Origin of the sequence: Aromatoleum buckelii, from assembly GCF_012910785.2 — a bacterium.
In the GTDB taxonomy this organism is placed as follows: Bacteria; Pseudomonadota; Gammaproteobacteria; order Burkholderiales; family Rhodocyclaceae; genus Aromatoleum; species Aromatoleum buckelii.
Window position 1 is genome coordinate 291,318 of the sequence record NZ_WTVH02000009.1, and the last position, 25,367, is coordinate 316,684.

28 protein-coding genes and 1 tRNA gene are annotated in these 25,367 nt (G+C 65.0%); 18 read left to right on the forward strand and 11 right to left on the reverse strand.

Going from position 1 to position 25,367, the window contains the following annotated elements:
• Window position 1: 1 nt before the first annotated feature.
• The 6 genes from fliD to GO608_RS07515 form a co-directional block, all read right to left on the reverse strand.
• Window positions 2-1,477, reverse strand: coding sequence for a flagellar filament capping protein FliD (gene fliD, locus GO608_RS07490; RefSeq protein ID WP_169200398.1), 1,476 nt, complete (start codon window positions 1,475-1,477; stop codon window positions 2-4).
• A gap of 71 nt (window positions 1,478-1,548) precedes the next feature.
• The gene (locus GO608_RS07495; RefSeq protein ID WP_169200399.1) at window positions 1,549-1,923 is read right to left on the reverse strand and encodes a flagellar protein FlaG; all 375 of its coding nucleotides are present in this window, start codon (window positions 1,921-1,923) and stop codon (window positions 1,549-1,551) included.
• Between the two features lie 79 nt (window positions 1,924-2,002).
• Complete coding sequence (locus GO608_RS07500) at window positions 2,003-4,096, reverse strand: flagellin N-terminal helical domain-containing protein (protein ID WP_169200400.1); 2,094 nt, start codon at window positions 4,094-4,096, stop codon at window positions 2,003-2,005.
• A gap of 277 nt (window positions 4,097-4,373) precedes the next feature.
• Entirely contained in the window at window positions 4,374-4,775 is a 402-nt protein-coding gene (locus GO608_RS07505) for a type II toxin-antitoxin system VapC family toxin (protein WP_169200401.1), read from the reverse strand.
• On the reverse strand, window positions 4,772-5,023 hold the full coding sequence (locus GO608_RS07510; RefSeq protein WP_169200402.1) for an AbrB/MazE/SpoVT family DNA-binding domain-containing protein: 252 nt from the start codon (window positions 5,021-5,023) through the stop codon (window positions 4,772-4,774). The genes GO608_RS07505 and GO608_RS07510 overlap by 4 nt, the downstream gene beginning before the upstream one ends.
• A 251-nt stretch (window positions 5,024-5,274) precedes the next feature.
• Complete coding sequence (locus tag GO608_RS07515) at window positions 5,275-6,252, reverse strand: DUF4351 domain-containing protein (protein WP_169200403.1); 978 nt, start codon at window positions 6,250-6,252, stop codon at window positions 5,275-5,277.
• 301 nt (window positions 6,253-6,553) lie between these two features.
• Between GO608_RS07515 and GO608_RS07520 the strand changes: the two genes are divergently transcribed.
• Both GO608_RS07520 and GO608_RS07525 read left to right on the forward strand, forming a co-directional pair.
• Window positions 6,554-6,877, forward strand: a complete 324-nt coding sequence (locus GO608_RS07520; protein ID WP_211159526.1) for a type II toxin-antitoxin system RelE/ParE family toxin — start codon at window positions 6,554-6,556, stop codon at window positions 6,875-6,877.
• The gene (locus GO608_RS07525) at window positions 6,874-7,203 is read left to right on the forward strand and encodes an addiction module antidote protein (RefSeq protein ID WP_169199859.1); all 330 of its coding nucleotides are present in this window, start codon (window positions 6,874-6,876) and stop codon (window positions 7,201-7,203) included. Before GO608_RS07520 ends, GO608_RS07525 begins: the two co-directional genes overlap by 4 nt.
• A 67-nt stretch (window positions 7,204-7,270) precedes the next feature.
• On the opposite strand, the gene GO608_RS07530 is transcribed toward GO608_RS07525, so the two are convergent.
• Window positions 7,271-8,197 carry a ZIP family metal transporter gene (locus tag GO608_RS07530; protein ID WP_247002939.1) on the reverse strand — a complete coding sequence of 309 codons (927 nt, stop codon included), beginning with the start codon at window positions 8,195-8,197 and terminating at the stop codon, window positions 7,271-7,273.
• Complete coding sequence (locus tag GO608_RS07535) at window positions 8,194-9,153, reverse strand: manganese catalase family protein (protein WP_169199858.1); 960 nt, start codon at window positions 9,151-9,153, stop codon at window positions 8,194-8,196. The genes GO608_RS07530 and GO608_RS07535 overlap by 4 nt, the downstream gene beginning before the upstream one ends.
• A 543-nt stretch (window positions 9,154-9,696) precedes the next feature.
• Here GO608_RS07535 and GO608_RS07540 point away from each other — a divergent pair.
• The 5 genes from GO608_RS07540 to GO608_RS07560 are packed head-to-tail and all read left to right on the forward strand — an operon-like array spanning window position 9,697 to window position 15,661.
• Entirely contained in the window at window positions 9,697-11,760 is a 2,064-nt protein-coding gene (locus tag GO608_RS07540) for a TonB-dependent receptor (protein WP_169199857.1), read from the forward strand.
• Window positions 11,760-12,773 (forward strand): ABC transporter substrate-binding protein, encoded by a 1,014-nt coding sequence (locus GO608_RS07545; protein WP_169199856.1) that lies wholly within the window; start codon window positions 11,760-11,762, stop codon window positions 12,771-12,773. The genes GO608_RS07540 and GO608_RS07545 overlap by 1 nt, the downstream gene beginning before the upstream one ends.
• Before the next feature lie 10 nt (window positions 12,774-12,783).
• A complete protein-coding gene (locus GO608_RS07550) occupies window positions 12,784-13,575 on the forward strand; it encodes an ABC transporter permease (protein WP_169199855.1) in 792 nt (263 codons plus the stop codon).
• Window positions 13,572-14,429, forward strand: a complete 858-nt coding sequence (locus GO608_RS07555) for an ABC transporter ATP-binding protein (RefSeq protein ID WP_169199854.1) — start codon at window positions 13,572-13,574, stop codon at window positions 14,427-14,429. The genes GO608_RS07550 and GO608_RS07555 overlap by 4 nt, the downstream gene beginning before the upstream one ends.
• Complete coding sequence (locus GO608_RS07560) at window positions 14,423-15,661, forward strand: NnrS family protein (protein WP_169199853.1); 1,239 nt, start codon at window positions 14,423-14,425, stop codon at window positions 15,659-15,661. Before GO608_RS07555 ends, GO608_RS07560 begins: the two co-directional genes overlap by 7 nt.
• A 155-nt stretch (window positions 15,662-15,816) precedes the next feature.
• Here GO608_RS07560 and GO608_RS07565 read toward each other — a convergent pair.
• Window positions 15,817-15,907: transfer RNA gene (locus GO608_RS07565), tRNA-Ser, on the reverse strand.
• A gap of 324 nt (window positions 15,908-16,231) precedes the next feature.
• Between GO608_RS07565 and GO608_RS07570 the strand changes: the two genes are divergently transcribed.
• The 4 genes from GO608_RS07570 to GO608_RS07585 all read left to right on the forward strand — a co-directional run bounded on the left by GO608_RS07570 (window position 16,232) and on the right by GO608_RS07585 (window position 19,392).
• A complete protein-coding gene (locus GO608_RS07570) occupies window positions 16,232-17,128 on the forward strand; it encodes a transporter substrate-binding domain-containing protein (protein WP_169199852.1) in 897 nt (298 codons plus the stop codon).
• A 96-nt stretch (window positions 17,129-17,224) separates the two neighbouring features.
• The gene (locus GO608_RS07575; protein ID WP_169199851.1) at window positions 17,225-17,968 is read left to right on the forward strand and encodes an amino acid ABC transporter permease; all 744 of its coding nucleotides are present in this window, start codon (window positions 17,225-17,227) and stop codon (window positions 17,966-17,968) included.
• The gene (locus GO608_RS07580) at window positions 17,965-18,645 is read left to right on the forward strand and encodes an amino acid ABC transporter permease (RefSeq protein WP_169199850.1); all 681 of its coding nucleotides are present in this window, start codon (window positions 17,965-17,967) and stop codon (window positions 18,643-18,645) included. Before GO608_RS07575 ends, GO608_RS07580 begins: the two co-directional genes overlap by 4 nt.
• Before the next feature lie 18 nt (window positions 18,646-18,663).
• Window positions 18,664-19,392, forward strand: a complete 729-nt coding sequence (locus GO608_RS07585; RefSeq protein WP_169199849.1) for an amino acid ABC transporter ATP-binding protein — start codon at window positions 18,664-18,666, stop codon at window positions 19,390-19,392.
• A 24-nt stretch (window positions 19,393-19,416) separates the two neighbouring features.
• On the opposite strand, the gene GO608_RS07590 is transcribed toward GO608_RS07585, so the two are convergent.
• Window positions 19,417-20,559: an HPP family protein gene (locus GO608_RS07590; RefSeq protein WP_169199848.1), complete on the reverse strand. Its 1,143-nt coding sequence runs from the start codon at window positions 20,557-20,559 to the stop codon at window positions 19,417-19,419.
• 236 nt (window positions 20,560-20,795) lie between these two features.
• Here GO608_RS07590 and GO608_RS07595 point away from each other — a divergent pair, with 236 nt between their 5' ends.
• The 6 genes from GO608_RS07595 to GO608_RS07620 all read left to right on the forward strand — a co-directional run bounded on the left by GO608_RS07595 (window position 20,796) and on the right by GO608_RS07620 (window position 23,965).
• Complete coding sequence (locus tag GO608_RS07595) at window positions 20,796-21,131, forward strand: carboxymuconolactone decarboxylase family protein (RefSeq protein ID WP_169199847.1); 336 nt, start codon at window positions 20,796-20,798, stop codon at window positions 21,129-21,131.
• A gap of 10 nt (window positions 21,132-21,141) precedes the next feature.
• Complete coding sequence (locus GO608_RS07600; protein ID WP_169199846.1) at window positions 21,142-21,717, forward strand: hemerythrin domain-containing protein; 576 nt, start codon at window positions 21,142-21,144, stop codon at window positions 21,715-21,717.
• Between the two features lie 18 nt (window positions 21,718-21,735).
• Entirely contained in the window at window positions 21,736-22,122 is a 387-nt protein-coding gene (sdhC, locus tag GO608_RS07605) for a succinate dehydrogenase, cytochrome b556 subunit (protein WP_169199845.1), read from the forward strand.
• Entirely contained in the window at window positions 22,119-22,463 is a 345-nt protein-coding gene (gene sdhD / locus GO608_RS07610; RefSeq protein WP_169199844.1) for a succinate dehydrogenase, hydrophobic membrane anchor protein, read from the forward strand. The genes sdhC and sdhD overlap by 4 nt, the downstream gene beginning before the upstream one ends.
• Before the next feature lie 23 nt (window positions 22,464-22,486).
• Complete coding sequence (locus tag GO608_RS07615) at window positions 22,487-23,182, forward strand: succinate dehydrogenase iron-sulfur subunit (RefSeq protein WP_169199843.1); 696 nt, start codon at window positions 22,487-22,489, stop codon at window positions 23,180-23,182.
• A gap of 111 nt (window positions 23,183-23,293) precedes the next feature.
• A complete protein-coding gene (locus GO608_RS07620) occupies window positions 23,294-23,965 on the forward strand; it encodes a Crp/Fnr family transcriptional regulator (RefSeq protein WP_169199842.1) in 672 nt (223 codons plus the stop codon).
• Between the two features lie 151 nt (window positions 23,966-24,116).
• Here GO608_RS07620 and fdxA read toward each other — a convergent pair whose 3' ends face one another.
• On the reverse strand, window positions 24,117-24,440 hold the full coding sequence (gene fdxA / locus GO608_RS07625; protein ID WP_169199841.1) for a ferredoxin FdxA: 324 nt from the start codon (window positions 24,438-24,440) through the stop codon (window positions 24,117-24,119).
• A gap of 226 nt (window positions 24,441-24,666) precedes the next feature.
• Here fdxA and GO608_RS07630 point away from each other — a divergent pair, with 226 nt between their 5' ends.
• A complete protein-coding gene (locus GO608_RS07630) occupies window positions 24,667-25,257 on the forward strand; it encodes a hemerythrin domain-containing protein (protein ID WP_169199840.1) in 591 nt (196 codons plus the stop codon).
• The last annotated feature ends 110 nt before the right edge of the window (window positions 25,258-25,367 follow it).

Sequence of the window (25,367 nt, forward strand, 5' to 3'; positions counted from 1 at the left end):
CCTATGTGTTCTTTGGCAGGTTGGCGAGTTGTTGCGCAAGGAAATTGCTGGTGGTCGTCATGCTCGCGACCAGGGTATCCAGCGCCGCGAACTGATCGCGATAGCGCTGTTCGACGCTGACCAGGCGCGTATTCATGGCATCGCGGCGGGTGCCGATGTCCTTGATGGTCTGGTTGAAGCTGTTGGTGCGGTCGGCAAGCTGGCCAACCGGGCTGAGTATCTTGCCGGCCAGCACGTCCACCTGCCACGCATACCCCTTGATGCTGCCCGTGCTCGTAAAGAGCTTGCCCAGATCCTTCGCCGGGTCGGCCAGCGCCTTGCCGAACTTGGTTTCGTCGATCGCGAGCGAGCCATCCTTCTGGAAACTGATGCCCACATCCGACAGCATCGTCATGCCTGCCGGCGCGCCCGAGAGCGGGGTGGAAAACAGGCCGCGCAACTGGCTTTGGATCGAGCGCACGGTACTGTCGCCGGCCAGCACCGCGGCTTTTCCCGTGCTCGCGTCGTAGGCGGTGGCGTCCCGGATGGCCTTGTTGGTGTCGTTGTAGGCTTTGACGAAACCCTCGACGGCGGCTTTCACGTTGCTGGTGTCGCGCGTCAGGGTGATTTTCGTCGTCGTGTCGGCCGGCATCGTCTTCGACAGGTTCAGCGTCACGCCCTGGATCGCGTCGGTGATCGTGTTGCTTTGTTTGGTGATCGTGACGTTATCCACCTTGATGACGGCATCCTTGGCCGTGACGTTCTCGTTGAGCTTCGTCGCGCCGGGGGCCGCCGATGAGGGGTCGTAGTTCAGTTGCGCGAGGTCGCCGGTCGCGTCCGCGACGCTGATCTGCATCGCGTTGCGCGCGCCGGAGTCGGTGGAAGTCAGCGACAGGCGAAAACCGTTGGTCGAGCCATCGTTGATGATTGACGCCGAAACGCCGGCATTCGCGGCGTTGATCGCATCGCGTATGCCCGCCAGCGTGTTGTTGCCGGAACCAATGACGATGGTTTTGGCGTCGGGCTTGTCCGGGTTGGCCGTGAAACCGGGCGTCGTCGCCGGAGCCTCGGGCGGGGTGTAGGTGCCGAAGTTGATCGTGATCGTGCCGGTGCCCACGACCGTGTTCGTGCCGGCGTAGCCTTCGGTGCCGCTTCCCGCCGACGCGGACATCATCAGCTTCTGCGACTGGGCAAGGCTTTTGACTTCGACCTCGTAACTTCCGGCAACCGCCGTCGACCCGGCGCTGGCCGACAGCGTCGTCGCGTCGGCAACACTGGCCTTCATCGGCGAAAACTTGTCCGGCGTGCTGAGCGCCTTGGCGGCGGTCTGCAGCGACGCGAGCGAGCTTTTGAGGCTGCCGAACGAAGACAGTTTTGCCTGGTAGCTGGCTTCCTTCTTGTCGAGCAGGGTGATCGGCGCGCGCTCGAACGCCATCAACTGACTCACCAGCGTCTTGACATCCAGACCCGAGCCCACGCCGGGAGATGAGATTGACATGCGCTAACTCCTGGTTGGGTTCGGCAGGACGGTGAAGCCCAGCCTGCTGCGAGCCGGCTCGGCCGCCGACATCAGACCTTGTTCCTGACCAGCAGACCCTGCAGCTTGTCCAGCGCTTTCGATATCTCCATCACTTCCTCGGTCGGAATCTGGCGCAGCACGGTCTGGGTTTCGGTATCGATGAGCTTCACCACGGTGATGCCGGTCTCGTCATCGATCGAAAAACGCAGATCCTGGGCCGCCGGCGAGACGACGTGTTCGATTTTCCTGACCGCCTCGCGCACTTCGTCGAGGGCGGGGAGGGCATCGCTCGGCTGGACCGCTTTGATGCCGGTGAGGAGCGGGGCCTGGGATTCCGCGACGGGCGCGACCGGGCGCGCATTGACCGGTGCCACGGGCGCCGCGGCGGCTGCATTCGCCGCGGCGCCAATCTGCTCTACTGCCATGATCGACTCCGTCTGTGAAAAGGCGCGCGCGGTGCAGGGTCGCACCGCGCCGGAACTTCAGATTATTTCACCAGCGGAATTAACCACGCAGCAGCGACAGCACGCCGTTCGGCAGTCCGTTGGCCTGCGCCAGCATCGCGGTGCCGGCCTGTTGCAGGATCTGCCCACGGGTCAGGTTGGCGGTTTCCGTCGCAAAGTCCGCGTCGCGGATCCGGCTGCGCGATGCGGTCATGTTTTCCGACGTCGTCTGCAGATTGGAGACGACGGCGGAGAAGCGGTTTTGCACCGCACCCATGCTCGACCGCGCCGAGTTCACCGATTTCAGCGCGTTGTCGATCGAAGTCAGCGCCTTGTTCGCGCCTTCGACGGTCGAGATGTCCAGATTGTCGAGCGAATCGCCGCTGCGGCCGGCGCCGTAGGTGCCGACCTTCAGGTTGAGCGCAGTTGTACCCGCCGAGTTCGTCCCTCCTTCGATGGTGAAGGCCTTGGTCGACGACAGGGTAAGAGTACTGGTAGCGATCTTCTCCGAACCTGTAGCTAGTAAAACGTCAGCGTGGAGACCCGTGCTGCCAGTAGTCAGAGTTCCAGTCTGTGACATGATGATGTTTCGCCCATCTGCTGCTGCTAGGGTGACGCCTTTGGTGTCGTCGTTGGTATCGGTGGCGATCACACCCGTTTGTCCACTTTTCGCATTGATTGCATCGACAACAGCTTTCCGGCTTGCTGCGGCATCCGTAGTGGTCGCGATAGTGTCTGTGGTGACCCCATTAATAGTCAATGTGCCGCTAAAAGCAGCAGCAGTCATAGAGGCACCTTCCACCACTGTCGCATTGACGGTGGCTGTCACGCCCGTTTGACTGGAAAGCGCATTGATGGCGGCTGCTTTGGCAATGCCGCTGCTAGCTTTGTTGGCAGAAGATGCAGTATCGGATGCGGCGACTGACGAACCAATCAGCGCGCCGTTAATCGTGAAATCGCCAGCGGCGAAAGTTGTTAATGAGGCGGCTACAGCGGGGGCTGCCGAGGTTGTGGAGGCATAAGCGGTCTGTGCGCTGTAAGTGCCGACTTGCAGACCTGCGTCCTTGATGCCGCCCGTGCCGGCCGCGCCGGTCATGTTCGAGGTGATCGCGATCGCCTTGTCGGAGTTGAGGGTGATCGAGCCGGAATAAGTGGCTTCGCCGGCGAGGCCGGTCGTCGCGGTATCCAGGGTTGCGTCAAAATCAATATCAATGTTGCGGCCATCTGCCGCAATCAGCTTGACGCCACCGTTAGCCGACCCGCTATCCACCGCGGTGACACCGGTTTGTTGCGATGACGCATTGATCGCGGCAACCACCGAGGCCCGGCTGGTGGCGGCATCGCCTGTCGTGGAGATTGAGATGGCGACGCCGTTAATCGTCACGGCGCCACTTTCTGCCGATGCCGTCATTGCAGAGCCGCCGACTTCCGTCGCATTGACGGTGGCGGTGACCCCCGTTTCGGCTGACTTGGCATTGACCGCGGCCGCCTTGGCGATCGAGCTGCGTTCGGCCTCAGCCGTGGATGCCGTGTCGGCCGAAGCGAGCGATGGGCCGATCATGACGCCGTTGAGGGAGAAAGCGCCTTCCTTGAGCGCGGTGGTGCCGGCATTCTGTGCGGTGGTGATCGCGGCGGCGTCGCTGCTGCCGAGCTTGCTGGTGCGGGCGCTGGCGACCGAGAAGGAAATGGTCTCGCCGGCGTTGGCGCCGACCTGAAACTGCTGGTTGTCCAGCGAACCATCGAGCAAAGCACGGCCGTTGAACTTGGTCTGGGTCGCGACGCGGTCGATTTCGGCGAGCAGTTGCTCGGTTTCTTCCTGCATCGAGGCGCGGTCGGCGTCGGTGTTGCTGCCGTTGGCGGACTGGACCGCCAGTTCGCGAATGCGCTGCAGGCTGTCGGAGATCGAGCTCAACGCGCCTTCGACCGTCTGCGACATCGAAATCCCGTCGTTGGAGTTGCGCGTCGCCTGGTTCAGGCCGCTGATCTGCGAGCTCATCCGCTCGGAAATCGCCAGGCCTGCCGCGTCGTCCTTCGCGCTGTTGATGCGCAAGCCGGAAGACAGGCGCTGCAGTGACGTGGTGAGTGATGCCTGCGACTTGGTAAGGTTGTTCTGCGAATTCAGCGACGCGATGTTGGTGTTGATCATCTGGGCCATGATGAGACTCCTAAGAATGGACTTCGGTTATCCCGGCGTCGTGCCCTGATTGCATCAATGTCGGGGCGGTTCGTGTGCCGTTGAAGCCATTAACGGAGGGCCGCTGTGAAACTTTAGGAGATTTGGAGGCGGTTGCGCCTTCCCGGTCGGGGGCGTCCGGGGAGCGTGGATGGGGGTGAAGTGAGGTGTCCTGTCTACCGTGGACGCTCCCGATTCCAGCGGGGGCGGCCTGTCTGCTGAATTGTTCAGCAAACACGGCCGGCGCCAGATAGGGCGGTCATGCATTCAACAGAGTGGTCGACTGACCCTGCGCTGTAAGCAAGGCAACCGCCTTCTTGTCGAAGGAAACAAATATTTCCCCGCCCAGCCAGTTCCCTTCATGGGCAATTACACCGTCGGCGAAGTCGCCGCCGGCCTCGAGGGTTGATAGTCCCGCCTCGGCGGCGGGGCGATTGACCACGAGATTCCTGATGTCGAGCAGCACCCGCACGGCAGTGGCTATGTCGGCCGACGCAAGGTCATAGACCTTGCGAAGCACCCATACGAACTCGCACAGCACAGGTAGCGCCACCGCGATGACATCCGCCTCTTTCAGGACCTTTTCCGCTGCCCGCGCCTGCTTCTCGTCATCTCGAACAACGCTGCGTATCAGCACGTTCGTGTCGACGGTGATCTTCATTCCCGTCCAGCCCAACCGCTCGCCGCCGCCTCGTTCATTTCTTCGATGGTGGCCACTTTCCTGGTCTTGCCCGCGAGCAGCCCGATAAAGCTGTCGATGGTTCCCCCTGGCCGGGCTGCTTTGACCTCGATCCGACCGCCTGGCAGTTCGCTGACCTCGATCTTCTGGCCCGGCTCGACCCCAAGATGTTTCAACAGGTCTTTCCGCAAGGTGACTTGCCCTTTCGCGGTTACGGTCAATGTCGTCATGGCGAATCCTCTTGTTTGTGCGCACTTAATGTAAGGCAAAAAAGCCTTACATTCAAGCAGTCTCGCCTGACTGCTTCTGGCAAGCGCTGCTGACGGCAGCTCAGATGGGTTTCGGCAGCAGCCCAAAACGGGGAACGGGAAGTCGGCGCAGCAACGCGCGCTCGCCCTTGATCAGCCCTTCCGCCAAGCCTTCCAGACGCCCGCGGCGGTCAACGCTGGTGACGTATCCCCATGTTGCGTCCTGAGGCGGATCAGTTCTCGACGAAGACATCGTCGAGCGTGCGCGCATCGAGCACGCGCTCGGCCCACACTTCGAGCTGATCGGTCGTCGCACGGGCAAGGCGCTCGGTGACAGGTTTCGGCAGCGGCCCGAAGCGGCGTGCGAGCAGGCGGCCGAGCAGCGCGCTTCCGCCCTCGGCGCGGCCTTTCTCACGACCTTCCTCACGACCTTCCTCCAGCCCTTCCCGCTTGCCGCGTTCGAGGGCGAGGCGTTCGACGCTGGTGACGTATTTCACTTTGCGTTCTCCTTCAATGGTTTCGATATCGTGCCACAGTTTGGTTTCGAGCTCTTTGGGCAGGCGCATCATCCAGTCGAGCACGGCGAAGAGTTCGAGGATGCGCCGCTTGTTCCAGTCGCGCTCGTAGAGCAGCCGGACGAGGCGGCGCTTGGCCTCGAAGCGGTTTTGCGGGTCGTGGCGCGTGCGGGCGGTGTAGAGGTGGGCGGCGGTGACGAGGGCGAAAGGGTTGGGGTCGGCGAGCAGCGCGTCGGCGCGAGAATCGAAATCGGTGAGCTTGGCGACGGGGAAGTCGAGCGCGTGGCGGCAGCCGAAGAGCTCGAAGCCGTAGTGCGCCGGGCGCCAGTGCGGATCGTCGTCGGCAAGGACCGCGAGGCTCGCGACGGGGCGGTCGTAGCGGTCGAAGATGCGGTAATTGTAGACGAACATGCGCTTTTCGAAACCGCTGTCGCGGCGGCCCTGGATCTCGATGTGGATATAGACCCAATCCTCGCGGCCGTCCTGGCTGTGCACGCGCACCAGCTTGTCGACATGGCGGCGGCCGAGTTCGGCGTCGCGTACGACCTGGCGTAGTTCCTGGTCGAGAAAGTGGTGGCCGCGCGACCAGTCGATGCGGCGGTAGGCGTCGGGGAAGTAGAACGCGATGAATTCTGGAAAGGCGTGTTCGAGGGCGCTTTTCCACGGATTGTCGTAGTCGTCGGCGGGGGCGGCCATCGCAGGGCTCGGGGGAGGGAGCCGGATATGTTAATGGCAAAATCTACGAGCTTGCGGATATCACTGTTTCACGTGACGGCGACCCGTGCCGTGACGAGACCGTTTGTGTCCTGCCACGGCGAGCCCAGCGAGTATTCGATTTGAAGGGGCGACCAATCACGGCTGGCGAGCCCATATCGACGTCCTCAGGGCCGAGGACGGGCACCATGGTCACCGAGTGGTGCTGCCGCGTTGGCAGGTGAGCCGTGACACCAGTCTATAGGCGTACTCGGAAAGTAGCTTTTAAGCTACAATAATATTTATGATCGAAATTCTCCGGTATCAGCGCGCAGACAGCCGCGAGCCGTTCTCCGAGTGGCTCAGTGCCTTGCGCGACAAGGTAGCCCAAGCCCGTATTCGCGTTCGTTTGCGCCAGGTGCAGGCGGGCAACTTTGGCGACTGCGAACCGGTCGGGGAAGGTGTGATCGAGTTGCGCGTGCATGTCGGCGCCGGGTATCGAGTGTACTGCGGCCGGCACGGCAAAGCAGTCGTGCTTCTGCTGTGTGGCGGCGACAAGAGTAGCCAGGCGGCAGACATCAAGCGCGCAAAGGAGCTGTGGTCGGAATGGAAACGGAGGCAAGCATGAGCAAACTCAAAGGCACGGTGTCGCACCACGAGGCGGAAGTCGCAGAACTGCGCGCTGACCGGGAACTGGCAGTGGAATATCTGAAAGCGGCGATGGAATCGCTCGACGATCCCGACGACCGCTCCGCGGGACTGCTTGCGCTGCGGACCGTCGCTGAATCCTATGGCGGTCTGGGCGCGGTGGCAGCGGAAGCCGGCATTAGTCGCGAATCGCTGTATCGCGCGCTCTCACCCAAGGGCAACCCAACGCTCAAGACGCTGGTGGCTGTCCTCAAGACAGTTGGCCTGCGTCTTTCCGTAGAACCGGAAAACCGTGTGCGTGTCTGACGCTGGTCCGCGCCTCGAGCACGCGTTCGGCGTCGCCCACGACCCTGGCGCAGATTCTTACTCTCCCTCACCCCAGCGACGTATCCAGCACCATCATCAGCACAAAACCCAGCATGAGTCCCGTAGTGGCGAAAGCCTCGTGGCCCTGGCGATGCGATTCCGGGATGATCTCGTGGCTGATCACGAACAGCATCGCGCCGGCGGCGGCGGCGAGGCCCCACGGGAGCAGGTCCGCCGACACTCCGATGACCGCTGCGCCGAGCACCGCGAAAAGCGGCTCGACGAGGCCCGAGGCGATGCCGAGCATCGCGGAGAATGCGCGCGTGCAGCCTACCCGGCGCAGCGCAAGCGCGACGACGAGGCCTTCGGGCACGTCCTGGATCGAAATGCCGGTCGCGAGGGCTTGGGCAGCCAGCGCATCCGGCCCGGCAAAAGCGACGCCGATTGCCAGGCCTTCCGGGAGGTTGTGCAGTGAAATGGCCAGCACGAACAACCACGCACGCCGGATGGCATGGACGCGAGGCCCCTCGACGCCTTTGAGGAAATGTTCGTGAGGCGTCAGGCGGTCGATCACGAGCAGGACCAGGCCGCCCAGCAGGACGGCCGAGCCCACCATCAGCCCGGCATCCCAGGCGCTGGCGCCTAGCGCGCGCGCCGCGTGCAGCGCCGGGATCACGAGCGAAAACGCGCACGCGGCGAGCATGACGCCTGCACCGAACCCGAGCATCGCGTCATTGGCGCGCTGGGAAAACTGCTGCGACAGCATGACCGGCAGCGTGCCGAGCGCCGTCGCGCCGGCTGCCATCAGTCCCCCCATTAGGGCGGCGGCAATGGGCGGGTCGTAGGCAGCGAGCTGGGCATGCATGTCGACGATGAGCAGGTACGCGCCGCCCAGAACGATCAGCAGCCCGATGCCGTGACGCAGCGTCATCCGGAGCGGCACTCCGCTTTTCGCAACGTCCAGCACTGCGGGCTGCGGACCGGGGGTGTTCACGGCTTGGACTTCGATCCGCGCCCGGATGACCCGGTTGAGCCCGGCTTGGGAGCAGGGGACGAAGTTTTGGCCGCATCGCCGCCTGGGCCTGACGCCGGGTCCATGCCCAGTTCGGCACCGGTGCAGGGGTCGCTCTGCGGGTCGGAACGCGTCCGGATCGCCAGCTGATCGATCGCGGCTTTTTCAGTTTTCATCAACCCGACTTCGGCCATCCCGGAGCCGCCGTCCACCGCCGGTTGTGCTTCGCGGTAGTCGAAGCCGGGCTCGCTGTTCCACGGGCCTCGCTCGCCGGCTTCGCCATCGGACATGTTGTAGTAAACGCTGGCGAATTCCTTCATGCCGGGTAGCTTGCCGGGCGGGAAGCTCGGCTGCATCGAGTACAGCGCTTTCTCGAACGAGCGCTGGTGCGAGATTTCCCGCGTCATCAGGAAGCCCAGCGCCTCTTTTACGCCCGGGTCGTCGGTGCAGTTGATCAGCCTTTCGTAGATGATCTTTGCGCGCGCTTCGGCGGCGATGTTCGAGCGCAGGTCCGCGGCCGGATCCCCGATCGTGTCGATATAGGCGGCGCTCCACGGCACGCCGCCGGAATTGGTCAAGGGCGGGCCGCCGCCGTAAAGCAGCTGGGTCACATGCGAGTCGTTACCGGCGCCGCTGATGTTCTTGTACAGCTCCGCCTCGGCTTCCATTGCTTCGGAGAGGCGTCCCTTCGCACCTTTGTTCAGCATCGCCACGATCGTTCCGATGACTTCGAGGTGGCTCAGCTCCTCGGTCGCGATGTCGATCAGCATGTCCTTGCGGCCGGGGTCGTCTTCGGCCAGGTACTGCGTGAAATAGCGACACGCTGCGGCAAGTTCGCCTTGCGGGCCGCCGAACTGTTCGAGCATGAGGTTCGCGAGCCCGGAATTGGTTTCCGATACCCGCACCGTGTATTGCAGTCGCTTGTTATGAGTAAACATGCCTGTTCCTTTGAAAATTGGGGGCCGAGGTCCGGCGCCCAAGCTCAGGCAAGGTGCATTCCCTGGCTGCGGCGACCGCGCGAAGCGCGCTACACGGGAGTCGCTCCAGGGATGCAGTTGCGTATCGGAACGCGAACGTCACCGCCTTCACGGCGGAAAATACAGCGGCAAATTCGTCGCTGTGGCGTGCGAGGGGGCCTGCAGACAAACACTGCGTGGGCTGCACGCGCAGAGGTCCAGCAAAGGGCGAGGCGAGGTTCGCCACGCCGTGACGTCCCTGAATTTCCTCATTGCAAACGAAAGACTTACCGCCGCACCGAAAGATTTACATGGGCCGGCAGTTGGGGCGGGAGTGGTCACCCGGTTCCAGCTTCGGAATTGCAGGATCGGCGCGGCAAGATGGTTTCGCTTTGAGATGGGACGGGGGTTTTGATACAAATCAATTGAGAACGATTGGCGTTTCGGTAGAGTGACTGCAACGCTTTGCAACATACGGTCAGCCAGCAGGACGCGAGCCAGCACCGTTTCCAACCGGGTTCCTCCATGCCGACTTTCCGTCCGGGCGTCCTGTACGCCGCGCTCGCCTGCGCTTTTTCTTCCGTTTCTTCCCACGCCGATGAAGCGGCGCACCTCTCCGCAGTGACCGTGACGGCCAAAGGCTACGCTTCGGCGAACGCCGAAACACCGGCGTCGGTGACGGCGCTCGAGCGCGAGCAGTGGCTCGACCGCGGCGCGGACAATGTCGGCGAAGCGTTGCGCGGCCAACCTGGCCTGGCGGTCGCGAGCGACGGCGCGCAGGGGCAGAATCCCGTGATCCGCGGGCTGAAGAAGGAAAGCGTCGTCCTTCTCGTCGACGGGATGCGGCTCAATTCCGCGCAGCCCGCCGGCGCAATCGCATCCTTCATGTCGCTGGGGCTCGCCGAGCGCATCGAAGTCGTGCGCGGATCGGCTTCGGTGCTGTACGGGACCGGCGCGCTCGGCGGTGCGATCAACGTCCTCCTCCCGCAGGCGCGCTTCGAAGCCGGAGTGCAGATGCGCGCGGGCGCCGAGTTCGAAACCGCGAACGAGGGCGTGCGCGGCACCGCAGTGATGAATGCGTCGGAGGGCGATCACGCGCTGATGCTCGGCGCGTCGCTCGCGCGCATCGGCGACTACCGTGCCCCTGACGGCGAAGTCGACCACACCGATTACGACTCGGACAGTTTCATCGCGCAGTACCGCTTTCGCCTCGATGATTCCCAGCAGTTGCGGCTGTCGCTGCAGCAGCACGAGGACCGCGACGTGTCGTACCCGGGTTCGATCAAGCCGCATCCGCATCCGCAGATCCGCAGCTCGATCATCCACTCGCCGTCGCAGACGCGCGAGCTCGTCGAAGTCGGCTACAGCCGGCGCGGGTCGGGTGACGCGCCGGTGAATGTCGACGTTCGCGTGTATCGGCAGGAGATGGAGCGCGAGATCGCCGCGCGCGCGAAAGGGCCGCTCGGGCGCGACTTCTCCGATACCGAAGTCACGTTTGCGACCGACGGACTCGACGCCCGCGCCGACTGGTTGGCCCACCCGGACCATCTGCTGTCTTTCGGCGTCAATGCGTGGCAGATGGAAGCGTCGCCCGAACGTTTCCTCAGCAGCCCGCCGACGTTCGCGAGAGGCCGCAACGATCCTTTCGACGACGGGCGCATCGAGGCGATCGGCGTTTTCGTGCAGGACGACATGCGTTTCGGTCGCCTCAACGTGCTCGCCGGGCTGCGCCGCGACTGGGTCGAAGGCGACGCGGATTCGGTGAACAACGGCGCGATCACGCGCGGCCTCGAGCGCAGCGACAGCGCGACTTCGGGCAGTCTCGGCGCGATCTATGAAGTGTCGAAGCTGCTGCGGCCGTATGCGAACGTTTCGCGCGCGTTTCGCGCCGGCGAGATGCGCGAACGCTTCGAGTCCTCGCCGCGCAGCGACGGCTATTACTACGTCGGCAATCCGCGCATCGAGCCGGAGATCGCCACGCAGTTCGAAATCGGCCTCAAAGGCGCCGACGCCGACCTGAGCTATGCGCTGTCCGCGTATCGCACGCGCATCACCGACTACATCACCGGGCGCAACGTCTCCGGTGCGCCCGGCACGAACCGCTGCCCGCCGGCCAACGCCAGCGCCTGCAAGGAAACGTTCAATCTCGGCCGCGCCACGCTGGTCGGCGTCGAAGCCGAGGCGCGCTGGCAGGCCGTGCGGGGGCAATGGCTGACGGCGGCATGCTCGCGCGTGCGCGGCGAGAACGAGGACCTCGACGAGCCGCTGTTCCAGATGCCGGCCGACGAAATGTCGCTCGGCTGGGAGGGCAGGGTGGCCGCGGCGTGGACCGCTGACGCGACGCTGCGCCTCGTGCGCAAGCAGGACCGCGTCGCGACCGTGTTCGCCGCCGGCACCGAGAACGAGACGTCCGGCTTTGCGACCGCGGACTTCGGCGCGACCTGGCACGGACAGCGCCAGCGCGTGCGCGTCGCGCTCAAGAACGCATTCGACAAGCCGTATCACGAGCACCTCACCGAAGGCGTGTCCGGGATGGAAATCGACGCGCCGGGCCGCAGCCTGATGGTGTCGTGGCAGGGGCAGTTCTGATGGCGATCCGACGCTTTGTCCGCGTCCTCGGCCTGCTCGCCGCGTTGCTGTCGCCGCTTGCCGCGCACGCCGACAAGCTGCCGCGCCTCGTCCTCGGCGGCCCGGGCGCAGTCGTGTCGGCCCCCTTGATCCACATGGTCGAGACCGGAGCGCTCGCGGATCTCGCCGAATCGGTGAGCTTCGTCCAGTGGCGCGATCCGGACCAGTTGCGCGCGATGGCGCTCGATGGCCAGGCGGACGTCCTGGCGATGCCGACCAACGTCGCCGCGAACCTGCACAACCGCGGCGCCCCCGTCACGCTTCTGAACGTGTCGACGTGGGGGGCGCTGTGGATGGTGTCGCGCTCGCCGGACAGGAAAACCCTCGCCGATTTTCGTGGCGAGGAGATCGCGATGCCGTTCCGCGGCGACATGCCGGACATCATCTTCCAGCTCCTCGCCGCGCGTCAGGGCCTCGACGTGCGCAAGGATTTCCGCATCCGCTACGTCGCGACGCCGGTCGACGCGATGCAGCTGCTCGTGATGCGGCGCGTGGATCATGCGCTGCTGGCCGAGCCGGCGGTGTCGATGGCCTTGCGCAAGACGAAGTCCTTCCCGCTCGGCCTCGTCGCGCCGGAACTGCACCGCAGCGTCGATTTCCAGCAGGAATGGGGACGCCTGTACGCGCGCAGCACCCGCATCCCGCAGGCCGGCATTGCCGCGGTCGGTGCGGTGCGCGAGCAGCCCGACATCCTCGCGCGCATCGAGGCGGCCTATGCCGCGTCGCTCGCGTGGTGCCGGACGCATGCCCTCGAATGCGGCCGCATGGTCGCCAAGCACATCGACATCCTCAGCGCCGAAGCGGTGTCCGACGCGATCGGCGTGAGCCAGCTCGACGCGGTGCCGGCAACGCAGGCGCGCGATGCGCTCGCGTTCTTCTTCGAACAGCTCAAGGCGCGCAACCCCGCGCTGATCGGCGGCAAGCTGCCGGGCGACGCGTTCTACGGCGGTAAATGCGCGGATTGCAAGCCGTGAGCGTGCAGTCATGATGCTGCTGCGAGCGTGGCTCGGCGGCTTGCCGGCCTACCTGTGGAGCGGATGGGGCGCGATCGCGAGCCTGCTGCTGCTGCTCGCGGCATGGGAAGGCGGCAGCGCGATCTACGGTTCGCTGATCCTGCCCGATCCGCTGACGACGTTCGCCACGCTCGCCGACCTCGTCACGACTGGAGCCGCGTGGCCGGAGCTTGCCGTCACCGCGCGACGCGCGCTGATCGGGCTCGCGATTGCGGTCGCGATCGGCACTGCGCTGGGGCTCGCCGCCGGCGTGTCGGTGACCGCGTCGATGATGTCGCGCCCGCTCGTCACGGTATTGCTCGGCACGCCGCCGATCGCGTGGCTCGTGCTCGCGATGCTGTGGTTCGGCGCTTCGGACGGCACGCCGGTGTTCACCGTCGTCGTCGCGTGCTTTCCGGTGATCTTCGTCGGCGCGTTGCAGGGCACGCGCACGCTCGACCACCACCTGAAGGACATGGCGCATGCGTTCCGACTGCCGGCGCGGATGAAATTTTTCGACCTCTATCTGCCGCACGTCGTCTCGTATCTTTTCCCGGCGTGGATCACGGCGCTCGGCACCGCGTGGAAAGTCGTCGTGATGGCCGAGCTGCTGTCGTCGAGCGACGGTGTCGGCGCCGCGCTCGCCGTGACCCGTTCGCACCTCGACACCGCCGGCACGCTGGCGTGGATCTGCGCGGTCGTCGGCAGTCTGCTGGCGGTCGAATACCTCGTGCTCGAACCGATCAAGCGGGAAGTCGAGCGCTGGCGGGAGAATTTCGTATGAATCCGCGCCTTGCCGTCGCCGGGCTCGCTCACGCCTACGCGCTGAAAACGGTGCTCGACGACATCGACCTCACGCTCGAAGCGGGGCGGGTGATGGCGCTGGTCGGCCCTTCGGGCTGCGGCAAGACGACGCTGCTGCACCTGTGCGCCGGGCTCGTGCCGGTGCAGCGCGGCCTCCTCGAAAACAGCTTCGCGCGTCCGGCGGTGATGTTCCAGCAACCTCGGCTGTTGCCGTGGAAGACGGCGCGGGACAACATCGCGCTCGGCCTGAAAGCCGCCGGCGTCCCGTCGGCGGAGCGAATCCGCCGCAGCGCGGCGATGGCCCGTGCAGTCGGTCTCGACGACCTCGCGCTGGACCAGTTTCCGCACGCGCTCTCGGGCGGCATGCAGAGCCGGGTTGCGCTGGCCCGCGCGCTGGTGCTCGCGCCCGACCTGCTGCTCATGGACGAGCCTTTCTCGGCGCTCGACATCGGCCTGAAAGGCCAGCTGCACCGCCTGCTTCTCGACCACCAGCGCGAGCACGGGCTCGCGGTGCTGATGATCACTCACGACCTGATGGAAGCGGTCCGGCTCGCCGACACGATTCTCGTCATGGCGCCCGAGCCCGGCCGCATCGTGTACCGCGTCGATCTGCCGACGCCCGCGAGCGCACGTGACGAAGCGCAGACGTATCAGCGGACCGCCGAACTGCTGCAGGTGCCGGCGGTGCGGCAGAGTTTCGGTCTCGGGCCTGTGCCTTCGGCAGGTGGCACAGCGTTTCCCGTGCGCGCCACGGAGCCGGCGGTGCATGTCGCGGATCTGCCCGGCGAACGGCGGGTGTCGACGGTAAAGGCGAAAAGGGCAAGCTCATGTTGACGCTGCGGCGCCTGTGGTCCCTCGATCACCCTGTCTGGCTGTGCGGTTTCCGCTCCTTCTTCCTGTTCGCCGTGCTGTCCGCGCCGCTGCTCGTTCTCGCGTGGGGCGCCTTCATCGCCTGGGGCGTGCCGCTGCCCGCGACTCCCGGCGGAGCCTTCGTCTGGCATGCGCACGAACTGCTGTTCGGCTTCGGACTCGCGGCCGTCGCGGGCTTCGCGCTCACCGCGGTGCCCGAATTCACCCGCAGCCCTGCGGTCGGCCCCCGCGCGGTGCGGCTGCTCGCGGTGTCGTGGCTGGCGGGGCGCGTCGCGTTCTGGTTCTCTGGGGCCGTCGGTGCTCCCGCGCTGCTCGTCTCGGCGCTCGCCCATCTCGGGCTGCTCGCCGGCCTGATTTTTCTGCTCGCTCCGCGCCTGTGGCGCCACCCCGAGCGACGCCACCTGTCTTTTCTCTGGGCGCTGATCGCGCTGACGGTGCTGGTCGCCGGCTTCTACGCCGACGCGCTGAGCGGCGCCTCGCCCGCGCGCTGGCTCCACGCGACGCTCGGCGTGCTGATGATCCTGATCGTCGTCGCGCTGAGCCGCATCTCGATGCGCATCGTCAATGCGTCGATCGACACGTGGCGCGAAAAAGGCGGCACGCTGCGGGATGAATATCGTGCCCGCCCGCCGCGGCGCAATCTCGCGATCGTCTGCATCGGTCTCTACACCGCAGTCGAGTTCGTCGCGCCCGGCGCGCGGCTCGGCGGCTGGCTGGCGCTCGCGGCGTCGGCGGCGCTTTTCAATCTGCTCAACGACTGGCACGTCGGCCGCCCGCTTTTCCGGCGCTGGCCGTTGATGCTGTATCTGGTGTATGCCCTGATGGCGGCCGGCTTCGGCCTGATCGGGTTGGCGCTGGTCGGCGGGGACGGCGCCGTCAGCAGCGGGCGTCACCTATTGACCGTGGGGGCGCTCGGTCTGAGCGTATTCGTCGTCGTCTGCATCGCCGGGCGCACGCATGGCGGTTACCCGCTCGACGAGCGCCGCTGGATTCCGGCCAGCGCCGCGTTGCTCGTCGCCGCCGCCGTCATGCGCGCTGTCGCCGGGGGAGCGGGCAGCGATGGTGCTGCGTGGATGGGCGCCGCAAGCGTCGCGTGGGTATTGGCGTTCGCGCTGTGCTGCGCGTATCTCGCGCCGCTGTTCGTCCGGGCGCGCCCGAACGGCGGCGTCGGCTGCGAAGGGCCGCCGGGTGACTGAAGCCTCCGTTCGGGGACGATAGCAGGCCTCTCCGGCAGGGGCCGGGGAGGCGATTGGTGGCAAAGGCCGCGTGGGGTAAGACCGTGGGTAAATAAGAAAAAGGCCATGTTCATCAAGTCGCTGTTTCGACTGGTGAATATGGCCTTTCAGGTGTCTGGCGGAGAGGGCGGGATTCGAACCCGCGTTGGGATATTATCCCAAACACGCTTTCCAGGCGTGCGACTTAAACCACTCATCCACCTCTCCGTGGAAGGCGCGCATTGTAGCAGAAAGCGATGCGCCCGAAAGCCCCGCTTTTTGCGATTCGCGCCGCTGTCCCGCAGGGGTTCCCCGTCGTTTCGGCGGTCCGCTTTGCGCGTCGCACAAGGCCTCGTTGGCGTCGGGCGACAGTGCTTTCTGCTGACCGGTCGGGGCTCGCATGCATACTTGCTAACGGGTGCGTCGAGTACACCGGGATATCTCGTGCGGGAGCGTTGGTTTAGGATGGCAGCAGGAAATGTCACGTTCGTGCGCTTCCGTTGCCTTACGCGGCGAGAACTCGTCGATCCCGAACCAAGACTGGAGGTATTCATGCACAAGTCCCTCACCGTCATTGCGCTATGTCTGTCCGCGGCCGGCATGGTCGCGCCCGCTCACGCTCAGTCGAGCGGCACGCTGCAGAAGATCAAGGATACGGGCACCATCACCGTGGGGCACCGCGAGTCGTCGGTGCCGTTTTCCTACCTCGATGCCAACCAGAAGCCGGTCGGCTATGCGATGGACCTGTGTGCAAAGGTCGTCGATGCCGTCAAGACCGAACTGAAGATGCCGAACCTGCAGGTCAAATACCAGCCGGTGACGTCGCAGAACCGCATTCCGCTGATGCAGAACGGCACGATCGACCTGGAGTGCGGCTCGACGACGAACAGCGTCGCGCGCCAGCAGCAAGTGGGATTCAGCGTCGCGTACTTCATCACCAGCGTGCGCATGGGCGTGCGCAAGGATTCCGGCATCAACGACATCGGCGATCTCGACGGCAAGCCGGTCGTGACGACGACGGGCACGACGTCGGACCAGCTGATCAAGGAAAACGAGAAAGGCAGGACGATCAACGTGAAGAACATCTACGGCAAGGATCACGCCGACTCGTTCCTGATGGTCGAGAGCGGGCGCGCCGCGGCGTTCGTCATGGATGACATCCTGCTTGCCGGCCTTATCGCAAGTTCGAAGAATCCGTCCGCGTTCGAGATCGTCGGTCCGTCGCTGCGCGACGAGCCGTACGGCGTGATGGTGCGCAAGGACGATGCGCCGTTCAAGGCGATCGTCGACAAGACTCTCGTCGGGCTGATGAAGTCGAGCGAGGCGGAAAAGCTTTACGACAAGTGGTTCATGAAGCCGATTCCGCCGCGCAACGTGAACCTGAACTTCCCGATGAGCCCCGCACTCAAGGCCGCGTTCGAGAACCCGACCGACAAGGGCGTCGAATAAGCCGCCGGACAGCCGGGCGGCGGCGCGCCCGGCTGTTTCCCTTTTCGTTTTCGCCGGGCCTGACCGCCTGCCGTCGCGGCAAATCGGGGAGTTGCGATGGACTACCACTGGGACTGGCTGTTCTTCTTCCGCGAGACCGACGACGGTCTCAAATACTACGACTGGATACTGTCGGGGCTCGGCTGGACGACGCTGGTGTCGCTGGCTTCGCTCGCGGTCGCGCTGGCGCTCGGCTCGGCCCTCGGGGTCATGCGCACGACACCGAAGCGCTGGCTCGTCGCGATCGGCGACGCGTACGTCGACGTGTTCCGCAACATTCCGCTGATCGTCCAGCTTTTCATGTGGTTCTTCGTCGTCCCCGAGCTCGTGCCCGACAGCATCGGGATGTGGATGAAGCAGGACCTGCCGTATGTCGTGATCGCGGTCGTCGGCCTCGGTCTGTATACCGCCGCGCGCATCGCCGAGCAGGTCAAGGCGGGCATCAACTCGCTGTCGCGCGGGCAGCGCGACGCCGGGCTCGCGCTCGGCCTGACCGAATGGCAGACCTACCGCCACGTGCGCCTGCCGATGGCCTACCGCATCGTGTTGCCGGCGATGACTTCGGAGGCGATGAACATCTTCAAGAATTCTGCCGTGACCTACGCCGTCGGCATCCTGGAGCTGTACTTCCAGTACAAGCAGATCATCGAGAAGACCTCGCAGGTGCTCGAGATCACGATCGTCGTGACGCTGGCGTATTTCGCGCTCGCGTTCCTGATGAACCGCCTCCTCGCGTTCGTCGAGCGGCGCACCCGCGTGCCCGGCCTGATCGTCGGCGGCAAGGGGGGGGGCGTGCCGTGAGCGATTTCGACTTTTCGGTCATCATCGAGAACTGGGGTTTTCTCGCCCAGGGACTGCGCTATACCGTGCAGGTGACCCTCACCGCGATGCTCGGCGGCATCCTGATCGGCACGGTGCTGGCGCTGATGCGCCTGTCGTCGATTCCGCCGTTGCAGTGGTTCGCCGCCGGCTACGTGAACATCTTCCGCAGCGTGCCGCTGGTGCAGGTGATCCTCGCGTTCTACCTGATCCTGCCGATGGTGCTGCAGATGATCACCGGGCAACAGATGCCAATCGGGGCGGCGAATTCGGCCTACTTCACCTTCACCGTGTTCGAGGCCGCGTATTATTCCGAGATCATGCGGTCGGGCATCCAGTCCGTGCCGCGCGGGCAGGTCGCGGCGGGCTATGCGATGGGCTTCACGTATGGCCAGACGATGCGGCTGGTGGTGCTGCCGCAGGCTTTTCGCAACATGCTGCCGGTGCTGCTGACGCAGACGATCATCCTGTTCCAGGACGTATCGCTCGTGTATGCAATCGGCGCGACCGATTTCTTCGGTGCGGCCGACAAGATCACGCAGCGCGACCTGCGCCCGGTGGAGATGTACACCACCGTCGCGGTGGTCTATTTCGTCATCTGTTTCGCGCTTTCGCGGCTCGTCAAGCTGCTGCAGTCGCGCATCGCCATCATCCGTTGATCCTCCGGAGTTTCGAACGTGATCGAGATCAGGAACGTCTCAAAGTGGTACGGCAGCTTCCAGGTGCTGACGGACTGCACGACGAACGTGAAGAAGAGCGAAGTGGTCGTCGTCTGCGGTCCGTCGGGCTCAGGCAAATCGACGCTGATCAAGTGCGTGAATGCGCTCGAACCGTTCCAGAAAGGCAGCATCGTCGTCAACGGCGTCGCCGTCGAAAACCCGAAGACCAACCTGCCGAAGCTGCGCGCGCAGGTCGGCATGGTGTTCCAGAACTTCGAGCTGTTCCCGCACATGACGATCACCGAAAACCTGACGATCGCGCAGATCAAGGTGCTCGGCCGCAGTCGCGAACAGGCTGTCGACAAAGGGTTGAAGCTGCTCGACCGCGTCGGCCTGAAGGCGCAGGCGGCGAAGTATCCCGGCCAGCTCTCGGGCGGCCAGCAGCAGCGCGTCGCGATCGCGCGCGCGCTCGCAATGGATCCGATCTGCATGCTGTTCGACGAGCCGACGTCGGCGCTCGACCCGGAAATGATCAACGAGGTGCTCGACGTGATGGTCCAGCTCGCGCAGGAAGGCATGACGATGATGTGCGTCACGCACGAGATGGGCTTCGCACGCAAGGTCGCGCACCGCGTGATCTTCATGGATCGCGGCGCGATCGTCGAGGACGCGCCCAAGGAGGAGTTCTTCGGCCAGCCGCGCTCCGAGCGCGCGCAGAACTTCCTCGCGAAGATCCTGCATCACTGACCGGTCCGCGGCGTGCGGGGCCGTTCACGCGGCCATCGCCAGATCGGTCTTCTCGGGCTCGTCGAGGCGGGTCCGGATGAGGGCGGCGACGAGATCGGACTGCGTCAACATGCCGACCACGTTGCGGTGCTCATCGACCACCGGCACGTGATGCAGACCGCCGTCGGAAAAAAGCTTTGCCAGTTCGAGGATCGGCTGGTCCGGGCGGGCCGTGACGACGTCGCGCGACATCACCTCGCCGATGAACATCGTGCCGACCAGGTCGCGGCGAATGAAGAAATCGTGCAGCGAGACGATGCCGACCAAGAGCCTCCGTTCGCCGGCGACGACCGGGATCGCCTTGATCTTGTGCCTCGCCAGCAGCGCCCAGGTCTCGCCGATCGATGCCTGCGTCCCGACGGTGACGACGTCCTCGGACATGATGTCGCCGCAGCGGACTTCGCCGAAGCGGCGGCGAAAAGCCCGTGCTTCGGCTGCAGCGAGGATTTCGCCGAGATCCTTGCTGCTGATATCGAGCAGTTCGCCGCGCGCGTCGAGCGCTTCGTTCAGGTCCGCGAGGGTGACGCCGACCCGGGCGCTCGGCAACGGGTCCGCCGTGAGATGAGGGTTTGCCTGCTCCTGTGAGCGATGCGGGTAGCGGCGTCCGAGGGCGATGTTGAACGCGAGGGCGAACAGCACGAGGCACAACGAATCCACCGCGACCGGCCAGAACGCGAACTGGTAGCCCAGGTCCGCGACCGACGGGCCGCCGAGCACCGCAGTCAGCGCGACCGCGCCGCCGGGCGGGTGCAGGCACCGCAACTGGAGCATGACGACCAGCGCCAGTCCGACGGCGACCGCCGCGGCGAGTCCGGGAGTGCCGATCAATTTGGCGCAGGTGATGCCGACGAGTGCCGAGATCACGTTTCCGCCGATCACCGACCACGGCTGCGCGAGCGGACTCGACGGCATCGCGAACAGCAGCACTGCCGATGCGCCCATCGGGGCGATGAACCACGGGTTCGTCTCGCCGAGCACCTGTCGGCTGATCCACTCGGTGCATATCAGGCCGAGTAGGGCACCGATGCAGCCGAAGATCCTCTCGCGCCTGCTGACGTGATGCGCGTCGGGAATGAAGGCGTGCAGCCATGAGCGCAGCCGGCCCAGCTGCTTAAAACCGAAAGTCAAGATGTGTCCCCTTTTGTTCCCGCCCGTTCTGGGCTGTTTTTCGGCCGGCTGGCGCGGCTTCGTGCGACCTGCCCGGGAGCACCTGCCCGCCTTGAGTGACTGGTGCGGCATTCATTATAGGGAAGAGCGGCTAAAGATGCATGTTTGTTGACTCTTTAAAGCCAGCGCCTACTATTCCGTGTAACCGTGCGCATTTGCGCTGCATTTCCAACGGCAACGGATGGAGGTTTTCGACGATGGACCAGTCTTTGTACCCGCAGTGGAATACCGAAGCCGCGCGCAAGCGCAAGGAACTCGCGCCCGGCCCTCTTGCTGCGTTCAAGGCGTTCAGCAACGCTGTTTTTGCCGACGGCGCCCTGCCGAAGAAGACGAAGGAGCTGATCGCGGTCGCGGTCGCGCATGTCACCCAGTGTCCATACTGCATCCACGGCCACACCTCGGAGGCGCTCAAGAGCGGCGCGACCGAGGAAGAGATCATGGAGGCGATCTGGGTCGCCGCGGAAATGCGTGCCGGTGCCGCTTATGCACACTCGCTGCTCGCGATCGAAACGATGAAGCAGTCACAGGGTTGAGGGGAGCATCATGCCGAACGCGATCGTCCGGCTGCGGGCGGAACACGGGAACCTCGAAGCGCTCGTGCGGCTGCTCGCGAGCCGGCCGGCTGCGGGAGTCGAGCCGGGGACGGCCGACCTCGAACTGCTGGTCGATGCCCTCTATTACCTGACCAACTTTCCGGATGTGTCCCACCACCCGCTCGAAGATCGCATCGTTGAGCAGTTGCGGAAAAAGGACGCGTTGCCGCCGGGTTTCGGCGACGAGATCGAAGCGCAGCACGCGACGCTCGCACGGCAGGGTGCGGACCTGATGCGTGACCTGGAGTCGGCCGCGCGTGGGGAAACGATGTCGTGGGAGTTGGTCGGAGCGAACGTCCGTCTTTACGCGGAGCGCCTGCGCCACAACATGGCGGTCGAGGAGCTGGTGCTGTTTCCGGCGGCTGTCCGCTTTCTGGACGATGACGACTGGCGGGCAATCGACGGTGCGTCGGAGCGCACGCAGCAGGATCCGTTGTTCCCCGCCCCGGCGCAGGATCGTTTCGTCCAACTCCACCGAGTCATCGTCGCCGAGGCGAACTGCGGTTGCGAAGACGAGTCCACCTAGCCACCAGTGGAGGCGAACATGCGAGCACCGCCCGGAAGCGCCCCGAAGTTCCTGAACTTGTCGCAGATCCGCTTTCCGATCGGCGCGATCGCGTCGATCGGGCACCGCATCTCGGGCGTGCTGCTGCTCGTCGCGCTGCCGCTTCTCGCGCTCGCGCTCGACCGGTCGCTGCGCAGCGAAGCCGAATTCGAAGCGCTGCGCGATCTGGTGTCGGCGCCAGCGCGCGCGCTGCTCCTCGTCGTGGTCGTGTGGGCCGCGTCGCATCACGTGCTCGCGGGGCTGCGCCACCTGCTGATGGATGCCGGCATCGGCAGCCGGCTCGACCAGGCGCGGACAAGCGCGTGGGCCGCGATCATCGCGGCGGCGGTGATTGCGCTCGCCGTTGCCATTAGGTGGCTGTCATGAGGCTGTTCCTCGGGCAAAGGGCGTGGATGCTGCAGCGTGCGACGGCGGTCGTGCTGCTGATCTTTCTCGCGGCGGCCGCGGCGATGCTGCTGGCCGGCCCGCCGCTCAGCTATGAACGCTGGCACGCGCTCGCGACGAGTCCGCACGGCGGGGTGCTGATCGTCGTGCTTTTCGCGGCGCTGGCGCTGCACGGCTGGATCGGCATCCGCGACATCGTGCTCGACTACATTCACTCGCCTGCCGTGCGCCTGCCGCTGCTGGGGCTGATCGCACTGGTCCTGATCGCGATCGTGATCCGCGTCGCGCTGACGATCGCCGCGCATTTCATGACTACCGGATAAACGCTCGCGGCAAGGAGGAAGACATGCGAATCAGCATCTATCGCTTCAACCCCGAAACGGACGCGAAGCCGCGCATGCAGGACTACGACGTCACGCCGGAAGCGGGCGACAAGAAGCTGCTCGATGCGCTGATGCGGCTCAAGACGATCGACGACAGCCTGTCGTTCCGCCGTTCGTGTCGTGAAGGCGTGTGCGGTTCGGACGCGATGAACATCAACGGGCGCAACGGCTTGGCGTGCCTGACGTCGCTGGCGGGGCTGAAGGAGCCGGTGGTGCTGCGCCCGCTGCCCGGTTTTCCGGTGATTCGCGACCTGATCGTCGACATGACGCAGTTCTTCGCCCACTACAACGCGATCAAGCCCTACCTGATCAACGACGAGCTGACGCCCGAGCGCGAGCGCCTGCAGACGCCTGAAGAGCGCGACCGCCTGAACGGCCTCTACGAATGCATCCTGTGCGCTTGCTGTAGCGCGTTCTGTCCGTCGTACTGGTGGAATCCGGACAAGTTCGTCGGCCCGGCGGGGCTGCTGCAGGCTTACCGCTTCATTTCCGACAGCCGCGACACGGCCACCGCCGAGCGCCTCGCCTATCTGGATGACGTATACCGGCTGTACCGCTGCCGCACGATCATGAATTGCACCGAGGTCTGCCCGAAAGGCCTCAGTCCGTCGCACGCGATCGAGCGCATCCGGCTCGCGCTGGTGCGCGAATCGTCCTGAACCGACACTCGGTCGTCGCTGTTTCGCAGGAGCATGATGAGTCACGCACCGTCACTGGTTATTCCGCGGCCGACAGCCGCGCCGGCAGAGGCCCGCGCTGTCGCGGACCGGATGGCTGGACTGGCGCTGTTCTCGACGCTGGGGCCCGGCGATCTCGCACGCCTGGCCCGGGGCGCGCGCCATCGTCGCCTCGCGTCGGGCGAGCCGCTGTGGCTTACCGGCGAGCGCGCCGCGCACTTCGCCGTCATCGAGGCGGGAATCGTGCAGATCCGGCAGACGACGCCGATCGGGGACGGTGTCGTCGTCGGCCTGTTCCGTACAGGCGAAGCGGTCGGGCTCGCCGCGGTGCTCGAACACGGCCTGTTTCCAGCCGACGCGATCGCGATCGGCGGCGCGGTCGACGTCCTGTCGATCCGCGCGGACGTGCTGCAGGAAGCGCTCGAGACTTCGGTGACCGTCGGCCTCGCCGTCAACCGGGCGCTGCTTCAGCATACGGCGGCGTTGCGCGCAAAGATCGACATCGTCAGCGCGGGCTCGGTGCCGCGGCGCCTGGCGGCATTGATGATCTACCTGATCGAGCGCTTTGGCCGTCCCGCCGGCGCGGACGCGGTCGCAGTCGAAGTGAATCTGACGCGCGAGGAAATCAGCCAGCTCGTCAGCGCGCGGGCCGAAACCGTCATCCGCATCCTCAGCCGATGGCAGAAAGCCGGCTGGCTGACGAACCGGCCGGGCGGCATCGAGATCACGCGCGCCGACATGCTGCGGCGGATCCTCGACACCTGACGGATCGTCGACACCTATCAATGCTGCAACCAGAGACCGTTCGAGCTGAGCTTGTCGAAGCCCTGCGACCGACCGCCCTTCGACGAGCTCAGGGCGAACGGGTTGTATTCGGTTGCCGGTTTGATAGCGGCAATCCACTGCGCCGCGCCGGTCAGCGTTCCAGAAACTTCAGCTTGTCCTTCACTGTCGCCCACATCCCCGCGTCGGCCGGCGCCGGCTTGACTTCGACGATCGGCTTCCATTCCTTCGCGAGGGATTCGTTCAGCGCGATGAACTGCCGCTGGTCGTCCGGCACGTCGTCGTCGGCATAAATCGCGTCCACCGGGCATTCAGCAACGCACAGCGTGCAGTCGATGCATTCCTCCGGGTCGATGACGAGGAAATTGGGGCCTTCGCGGAAAGCGTCGGTCGGGCAGACGTCGACGCAGTCGGTGTGTTTGCACTTGATGCAGGCTTCGGTGACCACGTAAGTCATGATTTTTCTCCTCTCGCTGGGGGCCGGCCCGCCGCTTTGCCCGCTTCGGGCCGAAAGATGCCGGGGTTCGGCGCAAGCGCAGAGTAGGGCAGGGCGGCACCGGGCTGAATGACAAAAGTCATTTCGGCGGCGCGCATGCGTGCTTAACATGAAATCGTGCAGTGATCCCGCCCTTGGCAGTAGGGCAGGCGGGATGTCGAGAACGAACCCAACATCGGAGACTGTCATGTGCGCACATATCAAGAAGTGGAAAGCCGAGCACGCGAATTACCGCAAGCTGCTCGATCTCCTCGAAAGCCGGACCGAACTGTTCGCCCGCGGCGAGCAGCCGGATTACGAACTCATGTCGGACGTCGTCTACTACATCACGCAGTTCCCCGACCGCTTCCATCATCCGCGCGAGGACGTCGCGTTCGGGATGCTCCTTGCCCATGATCCGTCCGCGCGGGACGTCGTCGACGAGCTGGCCGGCCAGCACCGGCAGATCGAGGCAAGCGGCGCGACGCTGGCTGCGGACCTGGCTGCCGCGGCTGCCGGAGCGATGATGTCGCGCGCGACGATCATCGACGACGTGTGCCGCTACGTGGCGTTCCTGCGCGAGCACATGGACAAGGAGGAGCGCGAGATATTCCCCCGGCTCGGCGCTGCGTTGCAAAAGAAGGACTGGTTCCTCGTCGATTCGGCAATCCATCTCAGCGCCGATCCGCTCTTCGGCGATGCCGTGCAGGCACGTTTCAGGGGGATCCAGCGGCAGATCGCTGCCCAGGCCGGCTGCGGATGCGCCGATCTCACCGAGAAGGCGTGCTGCCTCGAATGAAACTGCGACTCCGCCCGTCGGCAGGACGGCGGGCGGAGGTCGTAATGGCGCGGCACGAAATGAACAAAATGAACATCGTCTTCGTATAACAACATGCACCATAGTGCGCG